Origin of the sequence: Bacteroides timonensis (assembly GCF_000513195.1) — a bacterium.
GTDB lineage: Bacteria > Bacteroidota > Bacteroidia > Bacteroidales > Bacteroidaceae > Bacteroides > Bacteroides timonensis.
In genome coordinates this window covers 41,485-67,108 of sequence record NZ_CBVI010000008.1, presented here as the reverse complement: position 1 = coordinate 67,108, position 25,624 = coordinate 41,485, and the positions used below count along the sequence as shown (strand labels likewise).

The following is a 25,624-nucleotide window of genomic DNA, read 5'->3' as shown; positions in this document are numbered from 1 at the left end:
GTAAAAGAGAAAAAGTAAGATCAAAGGAGGTGTAAAACTATAGTTTCTGTACCTGAATTGCCAGATCCTTGCCCGGAATGATCGCTTTATTCCGCATTTTCATCCGGTAGTTGTAAACCGTCTGAAGTGAGTAATGAAGAAAGTTGGCAATCTTGGAATTATCGTTTATACCCAAACGTATGAGAGCATATATACGCAACTCGGGTGTCAGCAACTCGCCTTCCTTCAGCTGCACGCGCTCTTCTTCCTTCAACAGAGCATTAAACGACTCCACAAAATTAGGAAAGATGGAAAGGAATATAGTATCAAACTTACTGATGAAAAGCTTGAAATCATCGGAAGTGGAAGATTGTCCGCGGAGTGTCTTTGATATATCCGCCATAGAGCCTGTATTTGCAATCTTCAGTAATGCCTTGCGGTCGTTCTCCTGTTTATAGATATATTCGGAACATATATTGAACAGCAACCCGATATATTCTTCCTGGATATGGTTCGATTTCTGGATCTGCTCATTCATCCGGGTGAGGTTCCCAGCCATTTCCTGCAAGCGCAGATTCTGTTCGGCCAGCGATTGCTTCACCTTCAGCAGTTTGGTATTCTTCTTACGGATAAAGAAGAAAGCGACAACCAAGGCTATTACCAATATCAGGAGTATCAGAAGGGAAAAGAGCACCCGGTTTTCATCAGCCTTGATGCGTGCATCATTAGCGGCCTGAATGATGGGGAGATATTCGGCAATGTCAATAAAGCGATAGCGGGCTTTCCCAAAATTCACATCTTCCAGGGAACATGAGATATAATTATAAGCCCTTGCAATGTCACCTTCCCGGAAAAGAAGTATTGCCAAATGCTGCAAAGACATATACACTTTCTTGGCATTGGCAATATCAGTCAATGAAGCCAGAATAAGATAATGCCTTGCCTGCAAAGTATCCTGCTTTCCCAAATACAATTCTGCCAGAAGATACTCCATTCTGGCTCTATCTGAATTATCTTCTGTACTTTGCCCATAATAATCCTCCAACAGCCGGATGGCCTCATCCCACTTTCCGGACATACTCAGCCGACCGCATTTATTGGTAATATAGCTGGAAGAGTGTGGTTCGCTAATCGCAATCAACGTGTCTTTATAAGCTTTTAGCTGCTGCCAGGCAAGTTGTTTGCCGGATTCATCTATGGCATCACTATAGCAGGATAAGTAAATGGTGTGGTATAGATAATAGAAATAAGTATCCTTTCTTACGTCTTCTGTCCGTTTCACTTTGGCAAGCATAATCAACGCATTCTCATGCTTCCCCATTTTGTTCATTACATCAGCTATGTTCATCAATCCCTCATTGATTAACTTTTCATCTTTCAGACTTTCCGCCAGTTGCAGCCTCTCTTTTGCGATAATCATAGCCGTATCAATCCGAAATGAACGATATTTAGTGAACAGATTCCCTAATATATCAAACCTGAGTTTATCATCTTCCGCATAATCCAGCGTCCGGCGAATGTCTGCTATTTCCTTTTCCACTTTTTGCTGGTAAACCTCACGATGCCCGATCATCTTATCCAGTTTTAAAAGCAGGGCATCGTCGTCCGCTTTGACCGCAGCCCACAGACCGGAACAAATAAAAAGACAAAATAAGATAGAAACAGAATATCTGGACATTAGACTACAGGTTATATACTTCAAGAGCAAAGATATAGATTTTTTCTCTATGATAATCGTGTACCGCCTCTTTTTAGCAGATAAAAGGCAGCTTACTTCTTATTACCGATCTTTATCAAAGCCATTCCGATGGCTATCCATAATAATTCGCGTATGCGGGTTATCAGCCCCACATAAACGCCCAATGCCGGGGACATGTGCAATCCGTCCACAGCCAATGCCAAACCACCTTCGCGTGCGCCCAGTTGCATCGGAAAGAAGAAAATCAGATTACTGAACAAAGAGGAATGGCGAGTATGCCGAAAAGCAAAAGCAAGTTACGGTATTTATTCTTCATTGCAGGAAACCGGTTATTAATCAAGCATATCATGAAAGATATTTCCCAATGTTTTTCCCAATACCGGATGCATTACATCGGGGGCAATCTCCGCCAGCGGCTCCATCACAAAGCGGCGTTCCTGCATCAGCGGATGAGGCAATTTCAGTGTAGGGGTATCCAAAATAAAATCATCATACAACAACAAATCGACATCTATCACACGGTCACTATACACACCGTTCACTGATTTATGGGTACGCCCCATCTCCTGTTCGATGGACTGGGTTATGGAAAGTATCTCCAACGGCGGAAGTGAAGTCTCCGCACAAACGGCAGCATTCAGGAAAGCATTATCAGAAGCAAACCCCCACGGGGCAGTAGCATAAAAAGCGGACAGGGAAACAATCTTCCCTATCCGCTCTTCTATATGTTGCACGGCAAGACGGAGGTTCTGCTCCTTATCACCGAGGTTGGTTCCTAAACTGAAATAAACGTGCATTACTTATCCGTAATCAACATCGCATCCCCATACGTACCGAAACGATAACCTTCCTTCAAAGCCACATTGTACGCCTCCATTACCTGATCGTAGCCACCGAAAGCGGCAACAATCATCAGCAACGTGGAAAGCGGCATATGGAAGTTGGAAATCATCGCATTGGCTACTGTAAAGTCATAGGGAGGGAAGATAAACTTGTTAGTCCATCCTTCGTATGCCTTCAGGTGACCGTCTGTGCTTACGGTGCTCTCGATGGCACGCATCACGGTAGTGCCAACAGCACAAACCTGCCTGTTCATATCTTTGGCACGGTTCACTATGCTGACAGCTTCTGCGTTCACAATCATCTGTTCAGAATCTGTCTTGTGCTTCGTAAGGTCTTCCACATCAATATCGCGGAAGTTACCCAAACCGGCATGCAGCGTGATATACGCAAAGTCGATACCTTTAATTTCAAGACGCTTCATCAGCTCACGGCTGAAGTGCAGACTCGCAGTAGGAGCCGTCACCGCACCCTCATTACGGGCAAAGATAGACTGGAAACGCTCCGAATCTTCCGCCTCTACAGGACGGTTGATGATGCTGTGAGGCAGTGGAGTTTCGCCCAACGCATACAAAGCCTTCTTAAACTCATCGTGCGGACCGTCATAAAGGAAACGGAGCGTACGGCCACGAGACGTTGTATTGTCGATAACTTCAGCTACCATAGAGTCGTCATCACCGAAATACAGCTTATTGCCGATACGGATCTTACGGGCAGGGTCTACCAACACATCCCACAGACGGAGTTCTTCATTCAACTCACGCAAAAGGAACACTTCAATACGGGCACCAGTCTTCTCCTTGTTGCCATACAAACGGGCAGGAAATACTTTCGTATCATTGAAAATGAACACATCCTTATCATCAAAGTAGTTCAGAACGTCTTTGAATTCTTTGTGCTCAATCTCACCTGTCTTTCTATGCAGCACCATAAGGCGCGACTCGTCTCTGTACTTTGTAGGGTGCAAAGCAATCTTCTCTTCCGGAAGCTTAAATTTAAATTGCGACAGTTTCATATCTATTCTTTCTTTAAGTTATTCTTCTGTTTCTATCTCTTGAGCGTCTATCCACTCTTTAAAATCCATCGGATCGAGGCAATCTTCCAGCCGGACATCACCTACACGGGTGCGTTCCAAAGCCGTAAGATGGGCACCACTGTTCAACGCCTCACCAATGTCGCGGGCCAAGGCACGGATATAAGTACCTTTACTGCATACCACACGGACTTTAATTTCCGGCAGATTACATTCCAGCAACTCTATCTCGTCAATCACCAGCAACTTCGGTTTCAACTCTACCTCTTCGCCCTTACGTGCCAGGTCATAGGCGCGTTTGCCATTTACCATACAGGCCGAAAAGGCGGGGGGAACCTGTTGTATCTCACCGATAAATGTCTTCAACGTTTCTTCCACCAACTCCCGCGTGATATGCTCAGTAGGGTAAGTGGCATCTATCTCGTGTTCCAAATCATAAGAGGGGGTAGTGGCACCCAACTGAATGGTAGCGACATACTCCTTCGTATGATACTGGAACTCTTCTATTCTCTTCGTAGCCTTACCCGTACAGACAATCATCACTCCTGTTGCCAAAGGATCGAGCGTACCGGCATGGCCTACTTTCAACTTCTTTACTTTCATCCGCCGGCAGATGTGGTAACGCGCATGCCCCACAACCTTGAACGATGTCCATCCCAGCGGTTTATTGAAATATAATACTTCTCCTTCTTTAAACTTCATCCGTTATCCTTGCATTTGTGACAGTACGATGGTTACGATACCGGCTATTGCACAATAAACAGCGAAGTATACCAATTTTCCTTTCTTCACAATATTAATCATCCACTTACAAGCCAGACAACCCGCCACAAAAGCTGCAATAAATCCTATCAGCAATGATAACGTTGAAACGCTTCCGGCAATCTCTTCTCCTTTCATCAACTTGATACCATCCAGCAGCCCTTCACCCAATATCGGAGGCATTACCATCAGGAAAGAGAACTGAGCCAGCTTTGCTTTATTGTCACCCAGCAACAATCCGGTTGCAATCGTGGTACCGGAACGTGAAAGTCCGGGAAGCACCGCACAAGCCTGGGCCAAACCTATAATGAACGCATCTTTCATGGAGATGTTCTCCTTCTGCTTCGGTTTATAATAATAAGAGAATGACAGCAAAGCAGCCGTTACCAGCAACATGCAACCCACAACCAGCAGGCCTGAACCGAAAACTGCCTCCACCTCATCTTTAAAGAATACCCCCACAATGCCGATAGGCACCATAGATATCAGGATATTGATTACATAACGTGTTTCATCATTCATCTGAAACTTAAACAGTCCCTTGAAAATCCATTCGATTTCTTTCCACAAGACCACCATTGTACTGAACACCGTAGCTACGTGCACTACCACCGTAAATGCCAAATTTTCCTCTCCCTGAATACCAAACAATGCCGAACCGATAGCCAAATGTCCGCTACTACTTACCGGCAAATACTCTGTCAATCCCTGGATCAAACCCAGGATGAGCGCCTCAAACCATTCCATGTAAGTTGATTTATGAATTATAATTTTTTATTCCTTCATTATTCATTTGCTTGTCACGCGGTTTGCGCAATACAGCGTATATCATGAGTAAAAAACCCACAAGACATACCACGGGAGCTACTTTAATACGTCTCGCACTAAAAATATCCGGTTCAAAGTGTGTCGGGGTAGACACCGGACCGGTCATCAGAATAAAACCGATAATCACCACCGCCATTGCAACGGCAAGCAGGATAAAGTTAGTTTTATCGAAAGCAAATTTCTCTTTACTCATCTCTTTATTTATGATTTAATTATTTACAATTTAACTTCACTCAAAACATCTCTTATTCCTCTATTAATGTATAGTTGTAATGTTCAATACTATATATAATAAAGCGTACTCGCCTTCATCCGCAGGAACTTATTGATGGACAGGTATGCACAGAACCACGTGATACACACTCCGAACCCAAGCACCGATACGGAAACCAGCAACATAACATTGGGTGTGATTACACTGATCAGGTCAGGCTCATACACCACCAGCCAATATGCCGCAGCCCACAGAACACCATCGGCAATGACAGCCGCCAACACACCGATCCAGAAGTTACGCCACAGGAACGGACGCCTGATAAAACTCCAACTCGCACCTACCAGCTTCATCGTATGAATCAGGAAGCGTTTAGAGTAAATAGTCAGCCGGATGGTATTATTGATCAATGCAAAGGAAATGAAAGCCAGTAATACAGCCAATCCCAACAACATCAAACTGATATTACGGATATTCTCATTAACCATATTTATCAGGTCTTCCTGATAACGCACTTCCTGTACATTGGTATTCTTCTTTATTTCTTTTTCTATTTTGGCAATACTGTCGGTATTCGCATAATCGGAGTGCAGCTTCACTTCGATAGAAGCATGAAGAGGATTATATCCCAAAAAATCCTGCGGATCTGTCCCCATGGCTTCAATCTGTTCACGAAGCGCCTGCTTCTTCGAAATATACTCCGTAGACCGTACGAATACTTCCTTATCCAGTCTTTTTTGTAACTTCAGAATATCCGTTTCCTTCATATCATCGCTGATGATAATAGAGAAATTGATATTCTCCTTTACATACACAGAAAGATTGTGAGCAGTCAGCACGAAAAACACCACCAATCCCAGCAGCAATAACACCAGCGTCGTACTGATGCTGGAAGTAATGAACTGCATATCAAAATAGGATACGGAATTATTCTTGCTTTTCGTCTTCATGCCTTATCACCTTACCATTTTATCATCTTATTTCTGCTTCTTCCTGAATACATAAATCATCGAGCTGCTTCGCTCCTTGCTCGCCAACGCGCTGAACCACGCTAACGTACCACTGAGTACCCCCCGGAAGAAAGACATCGAATGTCCCATATACTTTTCGCTTAGCATCGACACATAAAATGCATCAAATGGCATCGGATGGCGTGCAGCCAATATAAATTCATGCTTTGCTCCCAATCTCTGAATAGTGCCGGGCGTAAAATGCCATAAATGACGGGGAACATCGTAGGCAGCCCAGTGCGCACCATATTTCTTCGCATCATACGAGGAGCAATTGGGCACGGCAATAATTAACACACCTTTTTCCGTCAACAGGCTATTCAGTGTATCCCACGTTTCATTCAAATGTTCCAGATGTTCCATTACATGCCACAAAGTGATGACATCAAAACTTCCGGGAGCAAAATCCTGTAATGCGGTATCGGGCTTCACATCCAGACCGAAATGTTCTTTGGCAAAAACGCGCGCCTGCGCATTCTTCTCCACTGCTTCCACCTGCCAGCCCCGCCGCTTCATGGTATCGGCAAAATATCCTGTTCCCGTACCGATATCCAGCAAATGTCCTTCTTTCCGGTGTGCTTCACGAGCCACCAGACGTGCCTTGCGCCCCAGCATATAACCACGCACCCAATGGTACGCCTTATTCATAAGGCCCTTTTTCGTATCAGAATGGGAAATATAATCGGGAGTCTCATAATATTTGCCTATCTCAGCCTCCACAGGAAAATCTTGCGTAAAGAGAAAGTCGCAATCCTGACAGCGGCACAGATAAAATGCCTCGCTGGAAGCATAATGGTCTATGCAAGTCATAGCACGCTCTATATGCGCACTACCACATACCGGACAGACTTTTATGGTGAGTTTATTCATTGAACGTTCTGCAATAATGAAGCGCAGCCTGAACCTAACAGACCGCACTATACCCGAATTTGGTGCAAAATAACAAATAAAAAGTGACGCATCGGGCTTTCTTTAAGGAGATTTAATAAAAGAGAAGTTTAAACACTTGTTTTAAATAAAAAAACATATATTTGTCGGTACAAGAACACTTCAATTACATACTATCATGAAAAACGCTTTACTCTCCTTACTTTTTTGCTTCTGCTGTTTTCAGCTATTCGCTGACGGACACACTATTCTACCGAACCGGAAATTCGGCAAACCTACCATGGAAGAACTGAACATGGCTGTTTATGAACCCGACTCCAGCGCCACCGCCGTTATCCTGTGTAAGCTGACTGACGTCAGTTATAAATGGGGAATAGAAAGCTTCCGGCTGGTTTCTGAGTATAAAGTAAAAATCAAGGTACTCAAACCGGAAGGAACCTCCTATGCCGATGTCACCATTCCCTACTACGAACTGCCTAATAACGCCATGAAAGAAAATATAATCGGACTGGATGCCAGCGCCTACAATCTGGAAAACGGAAAAATTGTACGTACCAAAATGAAGAAAGATGTAGTGTTCAAAGAGCGTGTGGGCGAAAGCCGGATGAACCTGAAATTCTCCATTCCGCAGGTGAAAGCCGGAACGCTGATAGAGTATGAATACCGGGTAGAGTCCGATTTCTTCTTCAGCATCGACAGTTGGAAAGCACAAAGTGATATTCCTATCTTATATACCGAATATAATGTCACCATACCCGAGTATTTCAAATTCAACATAGAGATGCACGGTGCGGAAAAACTGGAAACCGTTAACGAAAGCGCTTCCCTCAACTTATCCATCGGATCGCAATTGCTCCGATGCTCCGGGACGCATCTGAACTTCCAGGGTAACCAACTCCCCGCTTTGAAAGACGACAGTCATGTGTGGTGCGCGGATGACTACTGCACACAAGTAAACCTGGAATTGCAGGGAATTGATTTCCCCGGTTCCCTCTACAAATCGTTCACCCAAAACTGGGAACAGATTGACGAAACATTACTGAAGGACTCGGACTTCGGTAGCAGACTGAAAATGAACAATCCGCTCAAAGAAGAAATGACTGCCCTGCATCTGGAACAAATGAAGGGAGCGGACGAAAAGATATGCGCCATCTACACGTTTCTGAAAAACAAAGTGAGATGGAATGAGAAATATGCCTTATATAGCAAATCACCCAAGCAAGTGCTGAAAGAAGGCACAGGCAGCAATGCCGACATCAACTTTATCCTTATCAGCATGCTGAAAGATGCCGGAATACCCGCCTATCCGGCAGTAATGAGCCGCCGGGATATGGGTATACTTCCTTATAGCCATCCCAGCATCCAGAAACTAAATACATTTGTCGTAGCCATTAGCCCTACAGACAGTACTCTGGTTTATCTGGACAGTTCCGTAGAAAATGGCTACCTTAATGTCCTCCCTCCTGTACTGATGACCAACCGTGCGCGTATTATCGCTCCGGACAATCACAGTCAGTGGGTCAGTCTGGAAAATGTAGGGGCAAACCTGCTGAGATCAAGCGTGAAGGCCGGAATTTCTTCTGAAGGAGTTGTTACAGGCACACGTGAAACTGTTTATATAGGTCAGTATGCCTCCCGTTTGCGTAACAAATACCGCACAGCCAAGGACAGTACCGAGTTTGTCAACAAACTGGCTTCCGAAGAAAACATGCAGGTGAAAAAACTCCAGATGGAAGGGAGAACCCACTTCTCACCGCAAGTACATGAACTGGTAGAATTTGAAAAGCAGTACACTGTTAACGATCAGTTCATTTACGTCAATCCGCTTGTATTCCTGCATGTCTCCGAATCCCCCTTCAAACAGTCGGAACGGAAACTTCCCGTAGAATTTCCCTACACAGATCAGGTGTCCCTGACCATAAATCTGACCATTCCGGAAGGATACACAGTCGATGAAAAGCCGGAGAATCAGAGATTGCAGACAAATGACGGACAAGTGCTTTGCCGATATATAATCACGCAACAGAATAATCAGGTCACACTCAGGTATTCTTTCCGGTTGCAGAAGCTGCTGTTCCTGCATACTGACTATCCTGAACTGCAACAATTATGGGAAATGATTGCCAAGAAGAATAATGAAATGATGGTTTTAAAGAAACTGTAACGCGGAAATTATGAAAATGAACAAATTATTTTTCGGTCTCCTGCTACAAGCCGCCTTTTACTCCGGCAGCCTGTACGCTCAAGCAGATTTGCGTACCGACGCATACTCTATCATACAAGATGCCGTAACGGATATCGTATGCAGTTCATCCACCGATGCCATCCAGAAAGAGAAACGTGTGATACAGGTATTGAATGAAAAAGGAAAAGAAGATGCCTCCTTTGTCTGCCTGTGCGACCGTTTTTCCTCTCTGAAAAAGTTCTCCGGAGAAGTTCGGGACGCCTCCGGCAACGTGATCCGGAAAATTAAAAAGAGCGAACTGAAGATTACCGAATATTCAGACGGCCTTGTCAGTGACGACTATTACTATTTCTTCGAATATACCCCATCACGATATCCTGTTACCATCACCTACGAGTGGGAGATAAAGAACAGCGATGGACTGATCGGCTACCCCAGCTTCGTTCCGCAAAAGATTTATAACCAATCCGTTGCGCAGGCAAGTTACCGTATTCTGACTCCGGCTGACAATCCTTGCCGTTACCGGACCATCAATATGCAGGCAGAAGTCAGCCAGCAACAGACAGCTGACGGAAACTGGCTGACAGAAGTCAAAGTCCAGTCTCTGCCCGCTATCAAAAAAGAGCCCTACAGCCCTTCTCTATCCGAATTGCTGCCCCGTATCTACTTCACTCCCCTGAATTTCTCTTTCGAAAGAACTAAAGGGAGTATGGAAAGCTGGCAATCGTATGGCGAATGGCAATATCAGTTATTGAGTGGAAGAGACCAGCTTCCTCCGGCACTAAAGGAGGAATTACAAAAACGGACGGCAAACTGCAATACCCCGTATGAAAAAATAGCCGCAATCTATCAGTATCTCGCATCCACTACCCGCTATGTCAGCATACAGCTAGGAATCGGAGGTCTGCAACCCATAGCCGCCACCGATGTAAACCGCACCGGCTTCGGAGACTGCAAAGGACTATCCAACTATATGCGTGCCATGCTTACAGAGCTGGGCATTCCATCCGTTTACACCGTAATCAGCACTACTAATAGGCGTTTATTAGCCGACTTTGCCAGTGCCAATCAAAACAACCATGTCATCTTACAAGTACCGTTACCCAATGATACGCTTTGGCTGGAATGTACCAATCCTACTTTACCCTTAGGCTACGTGCATCATTCCATTGCAGGGCACGATGCTCTACTCGTTGGTCCCAACGGCGGAACTCTTTGTCAATTGCCAACGTATGCGGACTCTCTGAATACACAAGTCAACAATACCCTCGTAACCCTGCAACCGGATGGAAGTGCTAAAGTAGAAGTCAAACAAACCTCCCGCCTGTTTCAATATGAGGACATGGCATCCATTATCGACATGGAGCCTGCCCGGCAGAAAGACTGGCTACGCTCCGACATCAACCTGGTACAGGCTAAAGTCGATGCCATCCGCGCTAACGAAATCAAGCAGAAAGAGCCTCAACTGGATATCTCGTACACCATCGAAAGCGAACAATATGGAAACAAAACCGGAAAACGCCTGTTTATCCCGATCAATATTTTCCACAGAAGCTTTTACAGTCCGAACAACCAGGGAGAACGCACCCAAAGCATTCAAACCAATTATGGCTATCTCGATATAGATAGCATCAGCATCCGCCTGCCGGAAGGGTATGAAATAGAATCATTGCCTAAACCCGTTGATCAGGAAAGTAAATTCGGCAAGTTCCGGTCTTCCATTACCTTGGGCGAAGCAGGCTATGTTTTTATCGTTCATCGCCTGCTCTATCACCAAGGCAATTACCCCAAAGAAGACTATACCGATTTCCTGGATTTCCGCAAAAGTATCGCTACTCAATACGGGGCAAAAATAATATTGAAGAAAAGTGGGGAGTAACTACTATTACTCCTCACCGACATTTTCATAAGTACGTTCTTCCCTGATTTCTCCCACACCCGAGAAGTCCGCATAATATTCACGAGACAGCTTCAGGTATTTATCAAACAAACGACGGGTAACAACCAGCTCATCCCCATGAGTGACAGGTGTTCGTGCTTTACCCGTCTGATCCACATAGGCAAGTTCCCATTCAGCAAGCCGGTTGTAAAAGTCGTTTGCACGGAAATCTTCTCTACCGTAAGCCAGGGGTAGCCCTTCCTCCTGATAGTCAGTACCTGCATCCAAATATCCCTGCAACATTGCATAGAATTTCTGCCAGCGAGGCAAATAATACCCATTAATCAAACCTGCCCATTCCCTCCATGAATAGTCAAATATACGCGGATCACCATCAGCCCCCCAAATAGTGACCAATGAAGTTGCATCACGTTCCATCAGATCCTTTTCCTCTTTAGTCTCTCCCCAACTGCGGGCTTCCGTCAACCATCTGTCAAAACTATACTCGCTACGTGTATAAAGCAGTTCATCCATATCTCTCAATAATTCAAGAAAACGCCCTGAGTGCAAGGCAAAGGCCGCTTTATCTCTGGAAGCAAATGCTTCTGCCGCCTTTTTGTGCACTAATTGTCCCAGATTAGTCATCATCTGGCGTTGCACATCTACAATATCAAAACGATAAGGTTTGGAAAATGCCAGTTTATCAGCATCCTTCAAAAGTTGCGATTGAGCCTGAATCACCAACATCGGTTCATAAGGAATACCCAAACCCGCATTCGGGCCAGACTTCTTTACATTCAATGCCGGACGAGCAGCTACAATAGAGCTTCTTTCCGTTCCATTCGTACCCCGACGATAAGGACCTTCCAACAGGTACATCCACGCTTTTCCGGCAGCAGCAGATTTCGCTCCATACCGACGTCCGGCATAAGCAGCAAGCCATGCCTGCAAAGGGATACTATCAGCATGGTTGGGCATTTCAAAAGCCAGTTCATAGTAAACAGGATTCTGCTCAATGGCCTCCATAAAAAGTCCGGATCCGCACACATTCGGATAACGCGCCTTCGCTTTCTTATACTGGTTAGAAGCCAGCAAAGCTAAATCGCCATGCATATTAATACGCCCGCCAAAATTGTGAAGATTACCTGCTATCACAGGATATCCCCAACCACCGTTAGCAGTAGTTTTCGATCCGTTTAAGTCCAATATCAGTAAAGATTCCTTGGGAACGGCTTTCACTATATCTTCCCGCATACTCCATGCCTGCATCACCCACAAAGCTCCCGCATCAAATGTCTGGAAAAGCTTATGTATGGTCTGTCCCACCCCTGTCAGATATTCAGGTGTATCTATCGGGGGAGCGCTCTCATGAAAAGGATCGGCTGCGTATACCCCATAACTACCAAACAATTTATCCTGCTCTTCCAGAAAAGCCAAGCCCATTTCATGAAACAAAGGGTCAGTCGGGTCTAGTTGAGCAGTACCGTCAAAACCACACCACTTCCGTTTCATACTGATTTTGGCTTGCGGATATTTAGCTTGCAATTCCCGCGGAACATATCCTGAAAAGCCCTGCTGAATAGGTTGCATCCCTAATTCCAACTGACGCGCCAGTATCTTTTTACCCAATATGACATGCTTATCTATCACCGATTTAGGCAAAGGACCACCATAACTCTGAATATTCTGCATCCACTGCCACGCCGAATGTCCCGGCCCAGTGAGAAAAGCCCGGGCTTCTTCTTCCGTGAAATTAAAACGTAACAGCGTATTATACCATACACCATCCAGCCCTACAGAAAACAAAGGCATATTGATAGCATTCATCGCCATGTAGTCCAGTTCTTGTTGCCAACGTTCCCAATTCCACCACGCCGCAGTATAGCTTACCGTGCAATAGTTCATGTAAACGCGGTATTTACCATTAATAATCCTCCGTTCTTTATTCGCAGGCTGTGGCAATTTCTCAGGCAATTTCAATTGATTACCAAACCAGGACACATGGGCATGGCACGTATACTTCAAATACCAGTTGAAAGCAGTTGCCAAGGAGACAGCATTGTTTCCCCGCAAGATAATTCTCTGCCCGTCACCATCCACTTCATAAACATCACTTCCATTTTCCGGCTGTATCATCTCTAACCGATACTGCGAAGTATAACCGGGAGTAACCCGCTCTATCAGGTCATACACTGCCTTTTCCGACGTTCCGCCACCCCATACCGGAAAACCACTGAAACAAATAAATAAGGTAATCAAACAGAAATTCTTCATAGCATATTATTTTGGAGACAAAAATAGTTGCGTTATCGATAAAAGGATATTGATAATGTACCAAATATTTGAACTCATGTCTCAAAAGGAATAAATATTTTGTTTTATTCCGGTCACTGTTCGATAATAAGCGGACAACTGTCCGATAATGAACAGCTTAACATTTCTCGTATTTACTGATTTTCAACTACTTATCACTTTGGCACAGGAATTGACTATTATTAAGCGAAAGCGGTCAGCAAAAAAAATAAAGATTATCTGCCACTTTTTAGCAAGTAGTTCCGTCTAACAGATAAGAGCGAAAGCCAAATAAGAATAGTAACAATTAAAAAATAAAGATTATGAAAACTACAAGTTTATTTAAAGCAGTCGCATTGGCAGCTATTATGGTAGCAAGTGTTCTCAACTCCGAAGTGAAAGCTCAGGACGGTTTCATAACAAATCAAGTGATGAACGGCGAATTAGTCGCATCCAAAACTATCTTCAAGCAAGAAGGCTCTTATCTGCAACGCCACATGCAATACACTTTTACTTATGATGACCAAAACCGTCTGATTAGCAAAGAAGCATCCAAATGGGATGGTGCAAAAGATGCGTGGGTACCCTATTTCAAGATGACTTACCAGTACAGCGATAATGAAATAACCATGAATTACGCCCGCTGGAACGAATCTCACAAAGCTTATGATGAAGCCGTTCAGAAAAGTGTATACGAACTGAATGACGCAAATATGCCGACGGCTTACAAAGCCTACAAGCAAGACAATAAGAATAAATCAGATTGGACTCTGGTTAACCACAAGCAGATGGACTTCACGACCAATCTATTAGCAATTGCAAAGTAATAAATATAGAAATTAAAGTTAACAATTAGTTGAAAAGCACGGGCCGGGAGGCTCGTGCTTTTTTAGTTATCCGATTACAAAACAGCTATAAAGCACCTAATACCATTATATTGAATGCTACTGTTACTGAAGCCCAACTTCTGTTGAGCTTCAGTATCAGATAAACAAAGTTAAGGTTCTGGCTATTAATTACTAAATCTACAATAAATCCTTATGTCAATACATATCTTAAATCTGATAATGGGTATACCTCCGGCACATAATGCTTATTCACTATGACAGAAGGGGTTTTACCTATCTTTTGTTCCCGACAATATATCTGTTGTTTTGTCCACACATCACGTATCTCAGCCGTTATACTATATATACCCGCGTCTTCCATGTGCCTGGTTTCATACCACTCCCCCAAAAGCTCTATTGCCCTATCCCAACCGACAACGTAATAAGCCGCAATAATAACCTGGGCAATTTCCTCACCCAACCTATCATTTGGAAATGTTACCAATACTAATGACACGGGAACTTTTGAAGCAATTTCTACTATATGACGATGAACACTTGCACAATTCTTGCAATTGGGATTAGTCACTATCATCAATTCATTACTACCTTCTTTTTGATTATGCAATGCAATATCCTGACTTACCATTTTCCCGATCTGAGGTTTTAATGCCAACAATGTTTGAAAAGTTTCCGGGTTAAGCAGGCTGCCAAAATATTTTTTTAAAGTAATCCTTTCCTTTTCTCCGGTTTGTATGGCTCTCAACTGTAGTTCAAAAATCAAACAGATATACCCTATGACCACAAATGCGAAAAGTGAGGATAATGACAGCTCCATTACAAAATCATTTTTCAATATATAAAGAGCTACCGCACTACCCCATACCGCAAAATCAGCCAATACACAAAGCATACAGGCTTTACGCAAAATAAAAACCTGATAAATAATAGAGTATAAAGAAAGCGTCACGGCTACAGCACAACATACAACAGAAATTATATAAAAATCATCCTGCCGGATAAGCGAGAATAGATAAAGAGGCGCAAAGTATAGCAGAGATAATTCCCCTAACCCTAACCCTGCTATACTTGCCCCTTTAGAGTGAAACACTTCATTGCAATTCACTACCTTACCGATATTACAGAATCGCTCCATGAACTCCCCGTTCACCCGCTCTTTGTAGAGGATGGCGACAGATACGAGTATTCCAAAAACCAATACAGATAAATAGAACATAAAGGCAAGCGACCGACTCTGACAAAACGCAGTCTGGAGTCCCAATATCAGGACAAAGAGCAAAGCAATAATAAATCTATAACGCAATAAATAAAATACGATATTTCTCATTATATAAAATTGCTCGTTCGGTGTTGCTTCAGTAGGTTCTCCCAATAAGACTGTACCTGTCCAATGCTGTAGAAACTTGTCTATCTTTACATGCCGTTTACCACCCTCTCCATTGATAAATTCTACGATGAAACCGTCCTTTTTCGTCACAACGCAAAAAGATTTTTTGTCCACCTCAAGCATTGTGATAAAAGGAGTTTCCAGTTTTGAAAAGTAATCACGTGACAGGAGCCGAAACACCTCATTCTTTATATGAAGCACATCCAGTGCATCACTGATACCGCGCATGTCGCCTCCCAACGGAGTACTAAGCAAGCGATGTACAGTATCTCTACTTACCCTTACAGACAATGTCCGCAGATAGCGATAGAGTATGACACTGATATTATCAGCCCCGGTCATGATTACCTTCGTTTATCTATCAGGATATTATAAAGAAAAAGTGCCTTCTAAGGAGGTTCCGTCAGAAATAACCTCTATTATATATTCTCCACTATCTTCTCCGTTCAAATCAATAGAAAAGTTTGTAGGACTAAAAAGCGTCTTTGAACAAACAGTTTTCCCTGTAGTTTCATTTATAACACTGATTGCAACAGTAGGGAATACTTTTTCAAAATAAACAGTTATTTCTCCATTATCCAAGTAAGCATACACCGGTTGGAGAACAACACTACGAGTTTTGGGAGCATCTTCCGGACTGGTAGATTCAGCCTGATCACTTATATCTCTGTCACCACTTTTTTGTGCAAACACAATCTCCTTAAACCCAAAGCCCAATTGTGCTTTTACTGAGCTACCTAAAATCAAGAATAGAAATAAAATAGATAATACTCTTTTCATAATGCATAACTTTTTTGTTTGATGCCGCTAAACTACAAAAGCCCATGCGAAAAGAGTGTGTCATAAGTGTGCCATCCCTATATTTTACGCAAGATTTCTTTGAATTCGCTGTTTTGTTCAACGCCAATCCGTTCACATAAAGCATTCTTTTTTCGATAAAGTGTTCTTCTGGAAGAATGCATCAAATATGCCAAATGAGCAAATGGAAAATCTGTCAAACTTAAACATACTAAATAGAGTTCCTCTTTGGATAATTGATACTTGACATGAAAACGTGAAATGGCATTATTCCACGAGAGTCCATGCTGACGATTAATTCCTGCCATTCTTGATCGCTTATTTCTTTATCTGATGCATCTTTATCCAGATGATCTTTTATTATTGCCTGCATTTTTGCATAAAGTGGTGAATGCAGGAAGGCCTCTTTTACCAAAGCTTTTCTCTTTAAAACCATCTCATCCAGCTCTACCCGCAGTTTTTCCCTTTGCTCTTCATCAATCCGGCAAGAAGCTAACTCTTTCCTTAGATTTTCAATTTCCAGATCTCGTTGTGCAATCTCCTTCTGTAGACAAGCATAATGTTGACTTAAGTCTTGATTTACCTTCTCTAATTGCCGATTATTCTTTTGCAGCAAATCATTTTTTCCCCGATATTGTTTATTTTTCCTATAAAGAAGAAAAACAAACATAATGATTATGATCGTCACTGGTATAAAAATACACAAATATATATTTAAGCGCCCTTTATAGTATAACTGGTGAAGCATCATCTGTGCATCAGTCTCTGCTTCAACTATCTTATCAGTAACTATATTCCGACGAAATTGATATAAACTGTCTTTATATGTAGAACTATACCTCTCCAATTGCATAGAAAGAGCAGCATTTCCTTGAATCATTGCTATATCAGCTAAACGCATATAAGCATCCGCCCTTCTTCCATAATCCTTACTTAACAGGCTTTTATTCAAATAGAAAGTTGCGGAATCATACTCTCCAATTTTATAGTAAGCATCTCCTAAAATAAGAAAAGCTCGATAAGCTCGTGCAGTATCCCTCCGCAAAGCAAGATTAAGCTTTCCATAATATAAAGCCTTACCATCTTGATCCATCTGATTATACAAACGACTTAATGTAGCTGAAATATCAGCTTTTATCTCATTATTTGCTATTCTGTCTGCCACCACAAAAGCGTCCAATAATTTTCGTTCAGCAACCGAAAAATAATCACGACCCTTCATAAAAGCAATAGAACCTTGTCTAGATAAGGCTTCTGCCCAAAGATCCGTATCCTTCAAATCTTGAGCTATATTCTCCATTAACTGATAGATAGAATCTGCTTTTTCCTTGAAATTCAGAATATAATAAATATAGCCTATATTATTGTATATCAAACCTAGTTGCCGTTTTTCTCCAGCCGCTTTTGTTAAAGGTGCGGCAATGAGGTATTCTCTAAATGCTTCTGTCTGTTTATTCATATCCCTATACACACATCCCCAATAGTAATGCGCACTTGCCTGCATTCTTGTATTTCCTACTTTATCATAATGTGCAACAGCGTAACGTATCAACGAATCATCTACTTGTACAACATAATTTTTATCTCTTGCCTGTGTCAGCAACAGCGCATAATAGGCACTATCAGCCGGCGAGGTAAACTCCTGAGTAGAGATATCCTGCAAAACAGACAAGGCACTATCCGGCAGCGACCGCATAAGGGAATCTGCCCATATCAATTGCTTGTTATTGCTTTGCCGGGCTGTACATGCCAACAACAAAAAAGCGACTAAAAAGAGTATAATAGCTTTAGTTTTTCCCATCCTATAAGTCATCTACTGAGTCCTTAGTTGGACAAAGATAATGTTTTCCTGCCAAAGGCGTCAGATGTTAGAAGAAAGAATAGACTAAAATCAGAAAAAACAGACAATCTTATCCTACGTCACCCCCTCCATATGGCCGATTCTTATCTGATTCGCTATTTAGGATTCCCTGAATAAGTAATAATTCCATTTCATATCAAAATGTAAGAATAGTTCAGTAACAGTTTACTTCAAAACAAAGAGTTCAACTTTAACCCCGCCAACCGGGTTGTGAAATGGCTACACCCTTTTATGCTTAGGGCTACACCATCCGGGTGAAAGGGTGTAGCCATTACAGAAAACTGATTATTAACTATTTACAGGTCCACAAATTCCTAAAAATGAAAAAACAGACATTGCCGGAAAGATATCCGCACCTTGATATAAATTACTTCATTGTATAAAAAAGTCGGTTAGTTTTTCAGATATCGCAGCCGTTTTCCCCAGTCTTCCATAACTGCCTGACGCCACTTGTAGACAGTCTCGGCACCTTGAAGATCTCGCCAGAACAGTGCAGGGGCGCTCTTGTCAGTGTACCAGTTGGGACCTACCTCGTAGTCGGTGGCAGACTCGCGACCCGGCCACAAATTTTCAATAGTTATGGCACCCTCCAGCACAGGGAAACCGGATATGTCAGAGGTAATAGTATAGGGGAGTGTCCCAGTATAATATGTGGAGTGACGCACGGCATAATCACCACCTCCGAGGTGGAAGCCGTCCCACTTCTGCCGCCCTATGGTGAGAGTGAAGCAGGCCAAATCGGCGGGAATGTCGGGACGGTCAGGACCTTGGACATGAAACTCGATAATCGAATAGATAGGTACAGTGTCCGCAGCCGTGGTGAGCCGGTGGAAGACCGGTCGTGAACTGCGTGCGGTTGGTTCGAAGCTGCCTCCCCATGACTCGCCCTCAGGCTCATCTGGATTGCCGTCCATCAGATAGAGGAGGGCCGGCGTGTCGCCCATCTTGGGTGTGCCCTGGTAATAGCTGACAAAGTCTGCGCCAAGGTGTCCTGCACCCTTGATATAGGCATCGTAATATCCGGCATTGTATTTATCTTTCACTTTATTCTGGGTGATAAAGCCCCGATAGGAAGCATTGTCTTCAATCATCCACAGATTGGGAAAATTCTCTACTATATAGGCGTAGCTGTTAGTGCTCCATTTTTTGTTAGGCCCCCCAATCCAGTAGACACGGATTTTGCCAGCGATGTCTGGCGCGTCGTGAAGAGCTTGGGCCACATCGTCAAGTCCGCCCCAGACAGATATCCACAGCGGGCGTTCGTCCTGCCGACGCGCACATTCCACTATCCACCGGGAACCTTCGGTGGGAGTAAGAAAACCCCGATAAGGAGCCGCCCCCTTGCGCCCCTGTTTGGTTATGGCACGGAGTTCCGTGGGAGACATCAGCCCCTTAATATGCTTGGACAGTTTGGGAAGGTCCTTCTCGTAGAGGTCGATCATGCGGAGGATTTCTTCCCGGCTTCCCGAACCGTAAGAGGGGGAAGAGACAAGTCCCTCAAGGTCAAAACAGTCAGTATACATCAGCAGATGAGCCATCGACTGGTTGTCGTCGGGATCCGTTCCTCCAATGTCAGTGCTAATGAGCACACGCGGTTTAACAAAGTCAGTAGCCTGAATCTTTACTCCGATTGATCCAAAGATCAATATGGCAAGTAAAATCAATCTTTTCATAATAGTTTGCTAATTTAAGATTTATTCTGCAAATTTACGCTCGAAATTCAATTTAAACCACCCACAAATTCATAAAAACATGCCGGATTCCGAGATATTGAAGACTTTCGATGAAAAGCGTGGTGAGTTGAAGCCCTACGGTCTGACGTGTGAAACCTGGCGCCCGCAGCTTATGCCGAAAATCGACCGCCATAACGAGATTGAGCTCAACTACATTCCCGAAGGAAGCATTACCTATTTTTTCCCTACAGGAAAAGTTACGGTTCCGCCTTGCAAAATGGCTCTGTTTTGGGGGCTTATACCCCACAAGATCATCAAAAGTGAGGCTGACGCACCCTATTTTGTGGTCACCATACCGTTCAACCTCTTTTTAAGCTGGAGATTACCTTCGGTCCTTGTTGATAGAATTCTCAAAGGGGAAATTGTGGTTGAAGCCGTCGAGTCTGAGTGCGGACTCGACAAGCCAATGTTTGAAAGGTGGGTTTCCGATATGGCCAGCAAGAAAAACCAGGAAGCGGCAAGCCTTGAGATTCAGGCCCGAATATTGCGATTGACAAAAAACATGTCTGTATCCGAAGCCAAGTCCATTGCCATGCTTAATCCTGCCGACGCGTCGATTTTGGAAAGGATTGTGAGCTATATTGCCCACAACTATAACCGTCCAATAAAGATTTCCGATATTGGCCGGACCGTGGGACTTCACCCCGATTACGCCAATGCCATTTTCAAGAAGGCCTTTGGCTGTACGTTAAGTCGTTACGTGGCAGAAGAGCGGATAGGCCAGGTCAAACGCAAACTTATTCTGACAGACATGAGCATAACGCAGATAGCCTTTGATTGCGGATTCAATTCAATCAGTCGTTTCAACAGTACCTTTCTTGACATCTGCGGGCAGACTCCCCGGCACTATCGTGAACAGAACAAGTGAAATTATATCGGGCTTGCGTCAAGCCTTATAGAAGTCATATCCAAAGGCTATCATACCACTTGAATATGCACACTTAACATGATAACTACCATAGGATAATATATTTTCTCCCTATGATCATGCTTCAAGTGATCTCTCATCTATATACCCATGTTTTTGCCATGCCTGTGGCACTACTTTGCCATCGTAGTGGCACAACATTGCCACGCCTATGGCACGACTGTGCCAATGCGGTGGCAAGAAGTCGGCAAAAGTTTTACGGTTTTTTTATATGTACTTCCCTGCACCCCTTTACGGCTGTTTCAGATAATCCGAAGGCAACACTCCGAACTCCTCTTTAAAGCATTGCCGGAAGTAAACCACACTATTTATACCTACTCTGAAAGCAATTTCGGAAACATTATACCGACCTTCCAGCAACAAACGTTCGGCATACTGCATCTTTATCTTACGAACATACTCATTGGTAGACAACCCCGTCAATGCCTTCATCTTACGATACAACGTAGATTTACTCATGCACATGTTATCAGCCAGATAACCTATATCTATCTTTTCGGATGACAAACGGTCCTCTATCAACCGGTTTATCTTTTCAAGGAACTCATTATCCAATTTGTTCAGGGAGTCTGCCAGTAAAGCGCGTTTCTCATCCATATTGTGATGCGGAGTATTGGTATTAAGACGCTCCGCCAATCGTTTGCGAGACTCAAGCAAGTTGTTGATGCGACTATGCAGAAGGGTAGCACTGAAAGGTTTTGTCAGATAAGAATCAGCCCCTACCTGATAACCTTCTTCCTTATCCTGCAGAGAGTCTTTAGCAGTCAGCAGGATAATGGGGATATGACTGGTACGTACATCTTCTTTCAGCATCTTACACATCATAATCCCGTTCATTATGGGCATCATAATATCACTTACGACGATATCGGGAATACAACTCAATGCCTGCTCCATGCCTTGCTGCCCATTTGCAGCTGTTTTCACTTCAAAATCATCGGAGAAAGATTCAGCAATATAATTACAGATGTCTTGATTATCTTCCACTATCAGCAATATTCGCTTTCCGTTGGAGGTTGACTCCGGAACTTCTTCTCTTTCTTCCTTTCCATCTACTGACGTCCTCTCCGGTGAGTCGGCATGCAATACATGAGGGTAGGTATTGTCCGTCAATAAATAAACATAGAAAGTACTACCTGCTCCCAAGACACTTTCCACCCGTATCTCCCCCTCATGCAATGTCACCAGATTTTTCACTAATGCCAGCCCGATACCTGTACCCGAAGCCTGATGGTCGCTTCCTTCCTGATAATAACGGTTAAAAATATTGGGTAACGCCTCGGGAGTAATGCCAAAACCCGTATCACTTACTTTTATTTCAGTATAATTGATATTATCCCGTACCACATTATGTAGCCCCAAGCTGATAAAGCCTTTTTCAGTATACTTAATGGCGTTGGAAATCAGATTATCCAGAACAATAGTCACCACTTCTTTATCAAAATACAGAGGCATATCGTCTTTTTCCAGCTCAATATGGAATTCAATGTCCGGCTTACGGTTCAGTTCTTTATACTTAAGTCCTATTTCGTACACCAGATTGGCTATATTGTCATGAGCCACGCAAAGTTTCTTATTCTGCGTTTCCGTCTTTCTGAATTCCAGTATTTGATTAATCAGATTTAGTAGCCGGATAGCACTCTGATGGATTACCGATATTTTCTGTGCATCTTTGGAAGAAAGAGAATTGCTCTTCTGCATATCTTCCAATGGTCCCAATATCAGAGTCAGCGGTGTACGAAGCTCGTGCGTGATGTTAGTATAAAAACGCAGACGCTCCTGATTCAATTCTTGTTCCTGCACGTGGTTCTTCTTTTCCAAATCGTAGAGAACTTCCATGTCGAGCTTTTTTTTGTAAGCATAAAGAATGAGGAACAGAATAGTAGCACTCAACAATATATAGCTGCATTTTGCCCACCAAGTCAGCCACAAGGGAGGAACAATATGAATATCCAGCGTTGTAACCTCATCGGACCATTCCTGATTCTTAACACGGGTTTTTACCAGAAAATGGTAATCACCGGGAGGTATATTACGGAAAGTAACACTATTGGGATCAGTCACCGTATACCATGCATCTTCAAGTCCTTTCAGCATATAAGCATACTCCACCTGATTGACTAACGCATAGTTCCGTATATTAAAAGTGATATTGAAGCTGTTCTGCATGTAACCCAGCCTTACTTTCGACTGCCCATCAATGGCTACCACTTCTTCATTGCTTCCTGCATTGCCTAAAGGAGCAAATATTTTCATCTCTGTAATGACAGCCGCAGGAGCTTCACGTTTTGCCAGAACAAAATCCGGATTAAAATGGCACAATCCGTTAATAGAGCCGAAATAAATCTCCCCATTCTGATCCTGCGCTACACTACCACTCATAAAGTTTCCCATCGGCACATTATCCCAGTGGTCATAATTATAGAAAATACCTTTATCCTGCACTAAACAACTGATTCCCCTATTTGTACTTACCCAAATATTATGATTAGCATCTTCCGTTATAGCAAGTATGTGAGTATTGGTCAAACCTTCTTCACGGCGATAAACCTTATATTCCCAATCGGGCAATGAAGAAAAACATACCAGTCCTTCTCCTGTTCCGACCCATATATTCTTCCTGCTGTCTTCATAAATAGCATTGATAGTATTGGAAGGAAACAGATTCTCAATATTAAAAAGCTTGATATCCTGTAACTCACTATCCCCTACTCCCAGTCCGCTGCCAAAAGAACCTACCCACAAATGTCCCCGGGAATCTTTCAGGACACAACGAACCAGATTATTCTCAAATTCATAATGCCCTATAATCTTTTTATCAGCCAGATTGACCTTGTAAATACCACGGCTGGTACCAATCCACAAAATACGCTGATCGTCTTCATAGAACGAACGGATATCCTCATGTTCTATTTCTTTGAGGAAATTCCGATAAAACATCTTTCTTTTTGCATCGTAATAATTCACACCACCCATAAATAAGCCGAACCACAGATTATCTTCCGAGTCGCGCAATGAAGCCAATACGGAATTCCCTCCCATATCTTCTGTATCTTCCAGATAAACAGCTACCCGCTTGCCTTTATCAAAGACATTGATTCCGCCTCCATCTGTCCCGATCCACAATTTACCCTGACTATCCACACAAATGCTACTTGCTGTTTTATTATTCAAACGGCTCATGGAGTTCTGATTGGGAGAATAATAATAACCGCTAAATAATGGTGGTTCATAGCTGAGGAAATTTATGCCGCCACCCCATACACCGGTCCATATATTCTTAAATGAATCCTGAAAAATACACCTCGCACTTGAGTTAGACAGACTGTATCCGTCATCTCCTTCCCTGATATAATGAAATTGGGTCTGCTCGGGCAACAGGAACAAACGTTGCGACAAGTCCATTATAGCTATTCCACCAAACTCCATGGCTATCCACAACTTATTCCCGTCAAGCTGCTTAATGTCGTAGATATAATGCGAAAGATTCCCGTCTGAATTAAACTGGATGAAATTCTCTGATTCGGGATTAAACAATGCCAGACCTTTGTTTGTCCCTACCCAGATATTATTATTCAGATCCTTATATACGCATCTCACTTCATTACCCGGCAAGCTGTGCGGATCATCCGGATCATGCATGAAGTTCTTCGCTCTTTTATCTTTAATAGAAAGAATACTAAAACCATGATGGACATGGCCTACATACAACTTACCATTCCCCCCATCAGCAACAGTCCAGATGTTATCACTGATAAGCCCCGGTATATTTGCCGTATTATAATGAGAAAAGTGCCCCGTTTCTTTATCGAAATATTCAATTCCTTTCCAATAAGTTGTCACCCATAGATTTCCATCAGCAGCGGCAATAACATTGGTTACGTCATCCGTAATGATGCTTTCAGATACAGCCTCATTATGCCGGTAGAACGTAAAGGTATCCTTTACATAATTATAAGCATTCAGCCCCGCCCTCTGTGTGCCAATCCATAAGATGGAATCCTTCGGATCATCCAGCAGGCAGTTCAGTTCATTCCCCGTAATGCCATAGCCGTTCTTTGTTTCATTCTTATAGTAAGTAATGAAGCGCGTTCCATCGAACTTATTCAAGCCCTCTTCAGTCGCAAACCATAGAAAGCCCTCTTTGTCCTGGGCTATACTAACCACATAGTTATTGGATAATCCCTTCTCAATTCCCAATTGCCTGACAGCATAAGGTTGTGCCGTCAGAAGGGCAGGTAACAACAGTAAGTAAAGTAATAATCTGCTTTTCATGACATCAATTTTCTATTGCAACCCAAAAGTATAAATAAATTCTTTATTTCAGATACACAAATCGTTCATTGCAAGATTTACATCCCCTCACTGCAAGATTTATGCAGTTCAAGAAACCTAAGATAGCTTACATTTGCATCATCTAAAAGTGATATTTTAGTAAAGAATGTATCTAATTGTTTAAC

At 43.1% G+C, this 25,624-nt stretch carries 18 protein-coding genes and 1 pseudogene; 4 read left to right on the top strand and 15 right to left on the bottom strand.

From position 1 onward, the window contains the following. Window positions 1–37: 37 nt before the first annotated feature. The 9 genes and pseudogenes from BN161_RS02775 to BN161_RS02735 form a co-directional block, all read right to left on the bottom strand. Window positions 38–1,657, bottom strand: a complete 1,620-nt coding sequence (locus tag BN161_RS02775) for a DUF6377 domain-containing protein (protein WP_044262880.1) — start codon at window positions 1,655–1,657, stop codon at window positions 38–40. Window positions 1,658–1,749: 92 nt separating this feature from the next. Then, window positions 1,750–1,944, bottom strand: a pseudogene (locus BN161_RS02770) (UPF0104 family protein); the annotation flags it as partial. 66 nt (window positions 1,945–2,010) lie between these two features. Beyond that, a complete protein-coding gene (folK, locus tag BN161_RS02765; protein WP_044262876.1) occupies window positions 2,011–2,475 on the bottom strand; it encodes a 2-amino-4-hydroxy-6-hydroxymethyldihydropteridine diphosphokinase in 465 nt (154 codons plus the stop codon). Beyond that, on the bottom strand, window positions 2,475–3,533 hold the full coding sequence (queA, locus tag BN161_RS02760) for a tRNA preQ1(34) S-adenosylmethionine ribosyltransferase-isomerase QueA (RefSeq protein ID WP_044262874.1): 1,059 nt from the start codon (window positions 3,531–3,533) through the stop codon (window positions 2,475–2,477). The genes folK and queA overlap by 1 nt, the downstream gene beginning before the upstream one ends. Before the next feature lie 18 nt (window positions 3,534–3,551). Then, window positions 3,552–4,253 carry a tRNA pseudouridine(55) synthase TruB gene (gene truB / locus BN161_RS02755; protein ID WP_044262872.1) on the bottom strand — a complete coding sequence of 234 codons (702 nt, stop codon included), beginning with the start codon at window positions 4,251–4,253 and terminating at the stop codon, window positions 3,552–3,554. A 3-nt stretch (window positions 4,254–4,256) separates the two neighbouring features. After that, window positions 4,257–5,060: an undecaprenyl-diphosphate phosphatase gene (locus BN161_RS02750; RefSeq protein WP_044262869.1), complete on the bottom strand. Its 804-nt coding sequence runs from the start codon at window positions 5,058–5,060 to the stop codon at window positions 4,257–4,259. 10 nt (window positions 5,061–5,070) lie between these two features. Beyond that, a complete protein-coding gene (locus BN161_RS02745; protein WP_044262867.1) occupies window positions 5,071–5,334 on the bottom strand; it encodes a DUF3098 domain-containing protein in 264 nt (87 codons plus the stop codon). 89 nt (window positions 5,335–5,423) lie between these two features. Beyond that, the gene (locus BN161_RS02740; protein ID WP_044262865.1) at window positions 5,424–6,305 is read right to left on the bottom strand and encodes a cell division protein FtsX; all 882 of its coding nucleotides are present in this window, start codon (window positions 6,303–6,305) and stop codon (window positions 5,424–5,426) included. Between the two features lie 27 nt (window positions 6,306–6,332). After that, a complete protein-coding gene (locus BN161_RS02735; RefSeq protein ID WP_044262863.1) occupies window positions 6,333–7,235 on the bottom strand; it encodes a class I SAM-dependent methyltransferase in 903 nt (300 codons plus the stop codon). Between the two features lie 196 nt (window positions 7,236–7,431). On the opposite strand from BN161_RS02735, the gene BN161_RS02730 reads away from it, so the two are divergent. Both BN161_RS02730 and BN161_RS02725 read left to right on the top strand, forming a co-directional pair. After that, complete coding sequence (locus tag BN161_RS02730) at window positions 7,432–9,417, top strand: DUF3858 domain-containing protein (protein WP_044262861.1); 1,986 nt, start codon at window positions 7,432–7,434, stop codon at window positions 9,415–9,417. Window positions 9,418–9,427: 10 nt separating this feature from the next. Further along, window positions 9,428–11,317, top strand: a complete 1,890-nt coding sequence (locus BN161_RS02725; RefSeq protein ID WP_044262859.1) for a DUF3857 domain-containing protein — start codon at window positions 9,428–9,430, stop codon at window positions 11,315–11,317. A 6-nt stretch (window positions 11,318–11,323) separates the two neighbouring features. Here BN161_RS02725 and BN161_RS02720 read toward each other — a convergent pair whose 3' ends face one another. Continuing rightward, on the bottom strand, window positions 11,324–13,591 hold the full coding sequence (locus tag BN161_RS02720; protein ID WP_044262858.1) for an alpha-N-acetylglucosaminidase: 2,268 nt from the start codon (window positions 13,589–13,591) through the stop codon (window positions 11,324–11,326). Between the two features lie 341 nt (window positions 13,592–13,932). Here BN161_RS02720 and BN161_RS02715 point away from each other — a divergent pair, with 341 nt between their 5' ends. Beyond that, a complete protein-coding gene (locus BN161_RS02715) occupies window positions 13,933–14,436 on the top strand; it encodes a DUF3836 domain-containing protein (RefSeq protein WP_044262856.1) in 504 nt (167 codons plus the stop codon). 211 nt (window positions 14,437–14,647) lie between these two features. Here the strand turns inward: BN161_RS02715 and BN161_RS02710 are convergent, their stop codons facing one another. The 4 genes from BN161_RS02710 to BN161_RS02695 form a co-directional block, all read right to left on the bottom strand. After that, window positions 14,648–16,186: a vitamin K epoxide reductase family protein gene (locus BN161_RS02710; protein WP_044262854.1), complete on the bottom strand. Its 1,539-nt coding sequence runs from the start codon at window positions 16,184–16,186 to the stop codon at window positions 14,648–14,650. A gap of 27 nt (window positions 16,187–16,213) precedes the next feature. Beyond that, window positions 16,214–16,624 carry a DUF3244 domain-containing protein gene (locus BN161_RS02705; RefSeq protein ID WP_044262852.1) on the bottom strand — a complete coding sequence of 137 codons (411 nt, stop codon included), beginning with the start codon at window positions 16,622–16,624 and terminating at the stop codon, window positions 16,214–16,216. Between the two features lie 229 nt (window positions 16,625–16,853). Then, the gene (locus tag BN161_RS02700; protein ID WP_244436394.1) at window positions 16,854–18,443 is read right to left on the bottom strand and encodes a hypothetical protein; all 1,590 of its coding nucleotides are present in this window, start codon (window positions 18,441–18,443) and stop codon (window positions 16,854–16,856) included. 452 nt (window positions 18,444–18,895) lie between these two features. Further along, on the bottom strand, window positions 18,896–20,176 hold the full coding sequence (locus tag BN161_RS02695) for a nucleoside hydrolase-like domain-containing protein (protein ID WP_209441882.1): 1,281 nt from the start codon (window positions 20,174–20,176) through the stop codon (window positions 18,896–18,898). Window positions 20,177–20,255: 79 nt separating this feature from the next. Between BN161_RS02695 and BN161_RS02690 the strand changes: the two genes are divergently transcribed. Further along, on the top strand, window positions 20,256–21,104 hold the full coding sequence (locus BN161_RS02690) for a helix-turn-helix domain-containing protein (protein ID WP_044262849.1): 849 nt from the start codon (window positions 20,256–20,258) through the stop codon (window positions 21,102–21,104). A 291-nt stretch (window positions 21,105–21,395) separates the two neighbouring features. Here BN161_RS02690 and BN161_RS02685 read toward each other — a convergent pair whose 3' ends face one another. Beyond that, window positions 21,396–25,439, bottom strand: a complete 4,044-nt coding sequence (locus BN161_RS02685; protein ID WP_044262847.1) for a hybrid sensor histidine kinase/response regulator transcription factor — start codon at window positions 25,437–25,439, stop codon at window positions 21,396–21,398. Window positions 25,440–25,624 lie beyond the last annotated feature (185 nt).

Bases quoted from the DNA above. Each gene is read 5' to 3' on its own strand.
- BN161_RS02715 (WP_044262856.1), top strand. From the start codon at position 13,933: ATGAAAACTACAAGTTTATTTAAAGCAGTCGCATTGGCAGCTATTATG.
- BN161_RS02690 (WP_044262849.1), top strand. From the start codon at position 20,256: ATGCCGGATTCCGAGATATTGAAGACTTTCGATGAAAAGCGTGGTGAG.
- BN161_RS02730 (WP_044262861.1), top strand. From the start codon at position 7,432: ATGAAAAACGCTTTACTCTCCTTACTTTTTTGCTTCTGCTGTTTTCAG.
- BN161_RS02705 (WP_044262852.1), bottom strand. From the start codon at position 16,624: ATGAAAAGAGTATTATCTATTTTATTTCTATTCTTGATTTTAGGTAGC.
- BN161_RS02710 (WP_044262854.1), bottom strand. From the start codon at position 16,186: ATGACCGGGGCTGATAATATCAGTGTCATACTCTATCGCTATCTGCGG.
- BN161_RS02720 (WP_044262858.1), bottom strand. From the start codon at position 13,591: ATGAAGAATTTCTGTTTGATTACCTTATTTATTTGTTTCAGTGGTTTT.
- BN161_RS02750 (WP_044262869.1), bottom strand. From the start codon at position 5,060: ATGGAATGGTTTGAGGCGCTCATCCTGGGTTTGATCCAGGGATTGACA.
- BN161_RS02725 (WP_044262859.1), top strand. From the start codon at position 9,428: ATGAAAATGAACAAATTATTTTTCGGTCTCCTGCTACAAGCCGCCTTT.
- BN161_RS02775 (WP_044262880.1), bottom strand. From the start codon at position 1,657: ATGTCCAGATATTCTGTTTCTATCTTATTTTGTCTTTTTATTTGTTCC.
- BN161_RS02735 (WP_044262863.1), bottom strand. From the start codon at position 7,235: ATGAATAAACTCACCATAAAAGTCTGTCCGGTATGTGGTAGTGCGCAT.
- BN161_RS02740 (WP_044262865.1), bottom strand. From the start codon at position 6,305: ATGAAGACGAAAAGCAAGAATAATTCCGTATCCTATTTTGATATGCAG.
- queA (WP_044262874.1), bottom strand. From the start codon at position 3,533: ATGAAACTGTCGCAATTTAAATTTAAGCTTCCGGAAGAGAAGATTGCT.
- BN161_RS02745 (WP_044262867.1), bottom strand. From the start codon at position 5,334: ATGAGTAAAGAGAAATTTGCTTTCGATAAAACTAACTTTATCCTGCTT.
- BN161_RS02695 (WP_209441882.1), bottom strand. From the start codon at position 20,176: ATGAAAAGATTGATTTTACTTGCCATATTGATCTTTGGATCAATCGGA.
- folK (WP_044262876.1), bottom strand. From the start codon at position 2,475: ATGCACGTTTATTTCAGTTTAGGAACCAACCTCGGTGATAAGGAGCAG.
- BN161_RS02685 (WP_044262847.1), bottom strand. From the start codon at position 25,439: ATGAAAAGCAGATTATTACTTTACTTACTGTTGTTACCTGCCCTTCTG.
- BN161_RS02700 (WP_244436394.1), bottom strand. From the start codon at position 18,443: ATGGGAAAAACTAAAGCTATTATACTCTTTTTAGTCGCTTTTTTGTTG.
- truB (WP_044262872.1), bottom strand. From the start codon at position 4,253: ATGAAGTTTAAAGAAGGAGAAGTATTATATTTCAATAAACCGCTGGGA.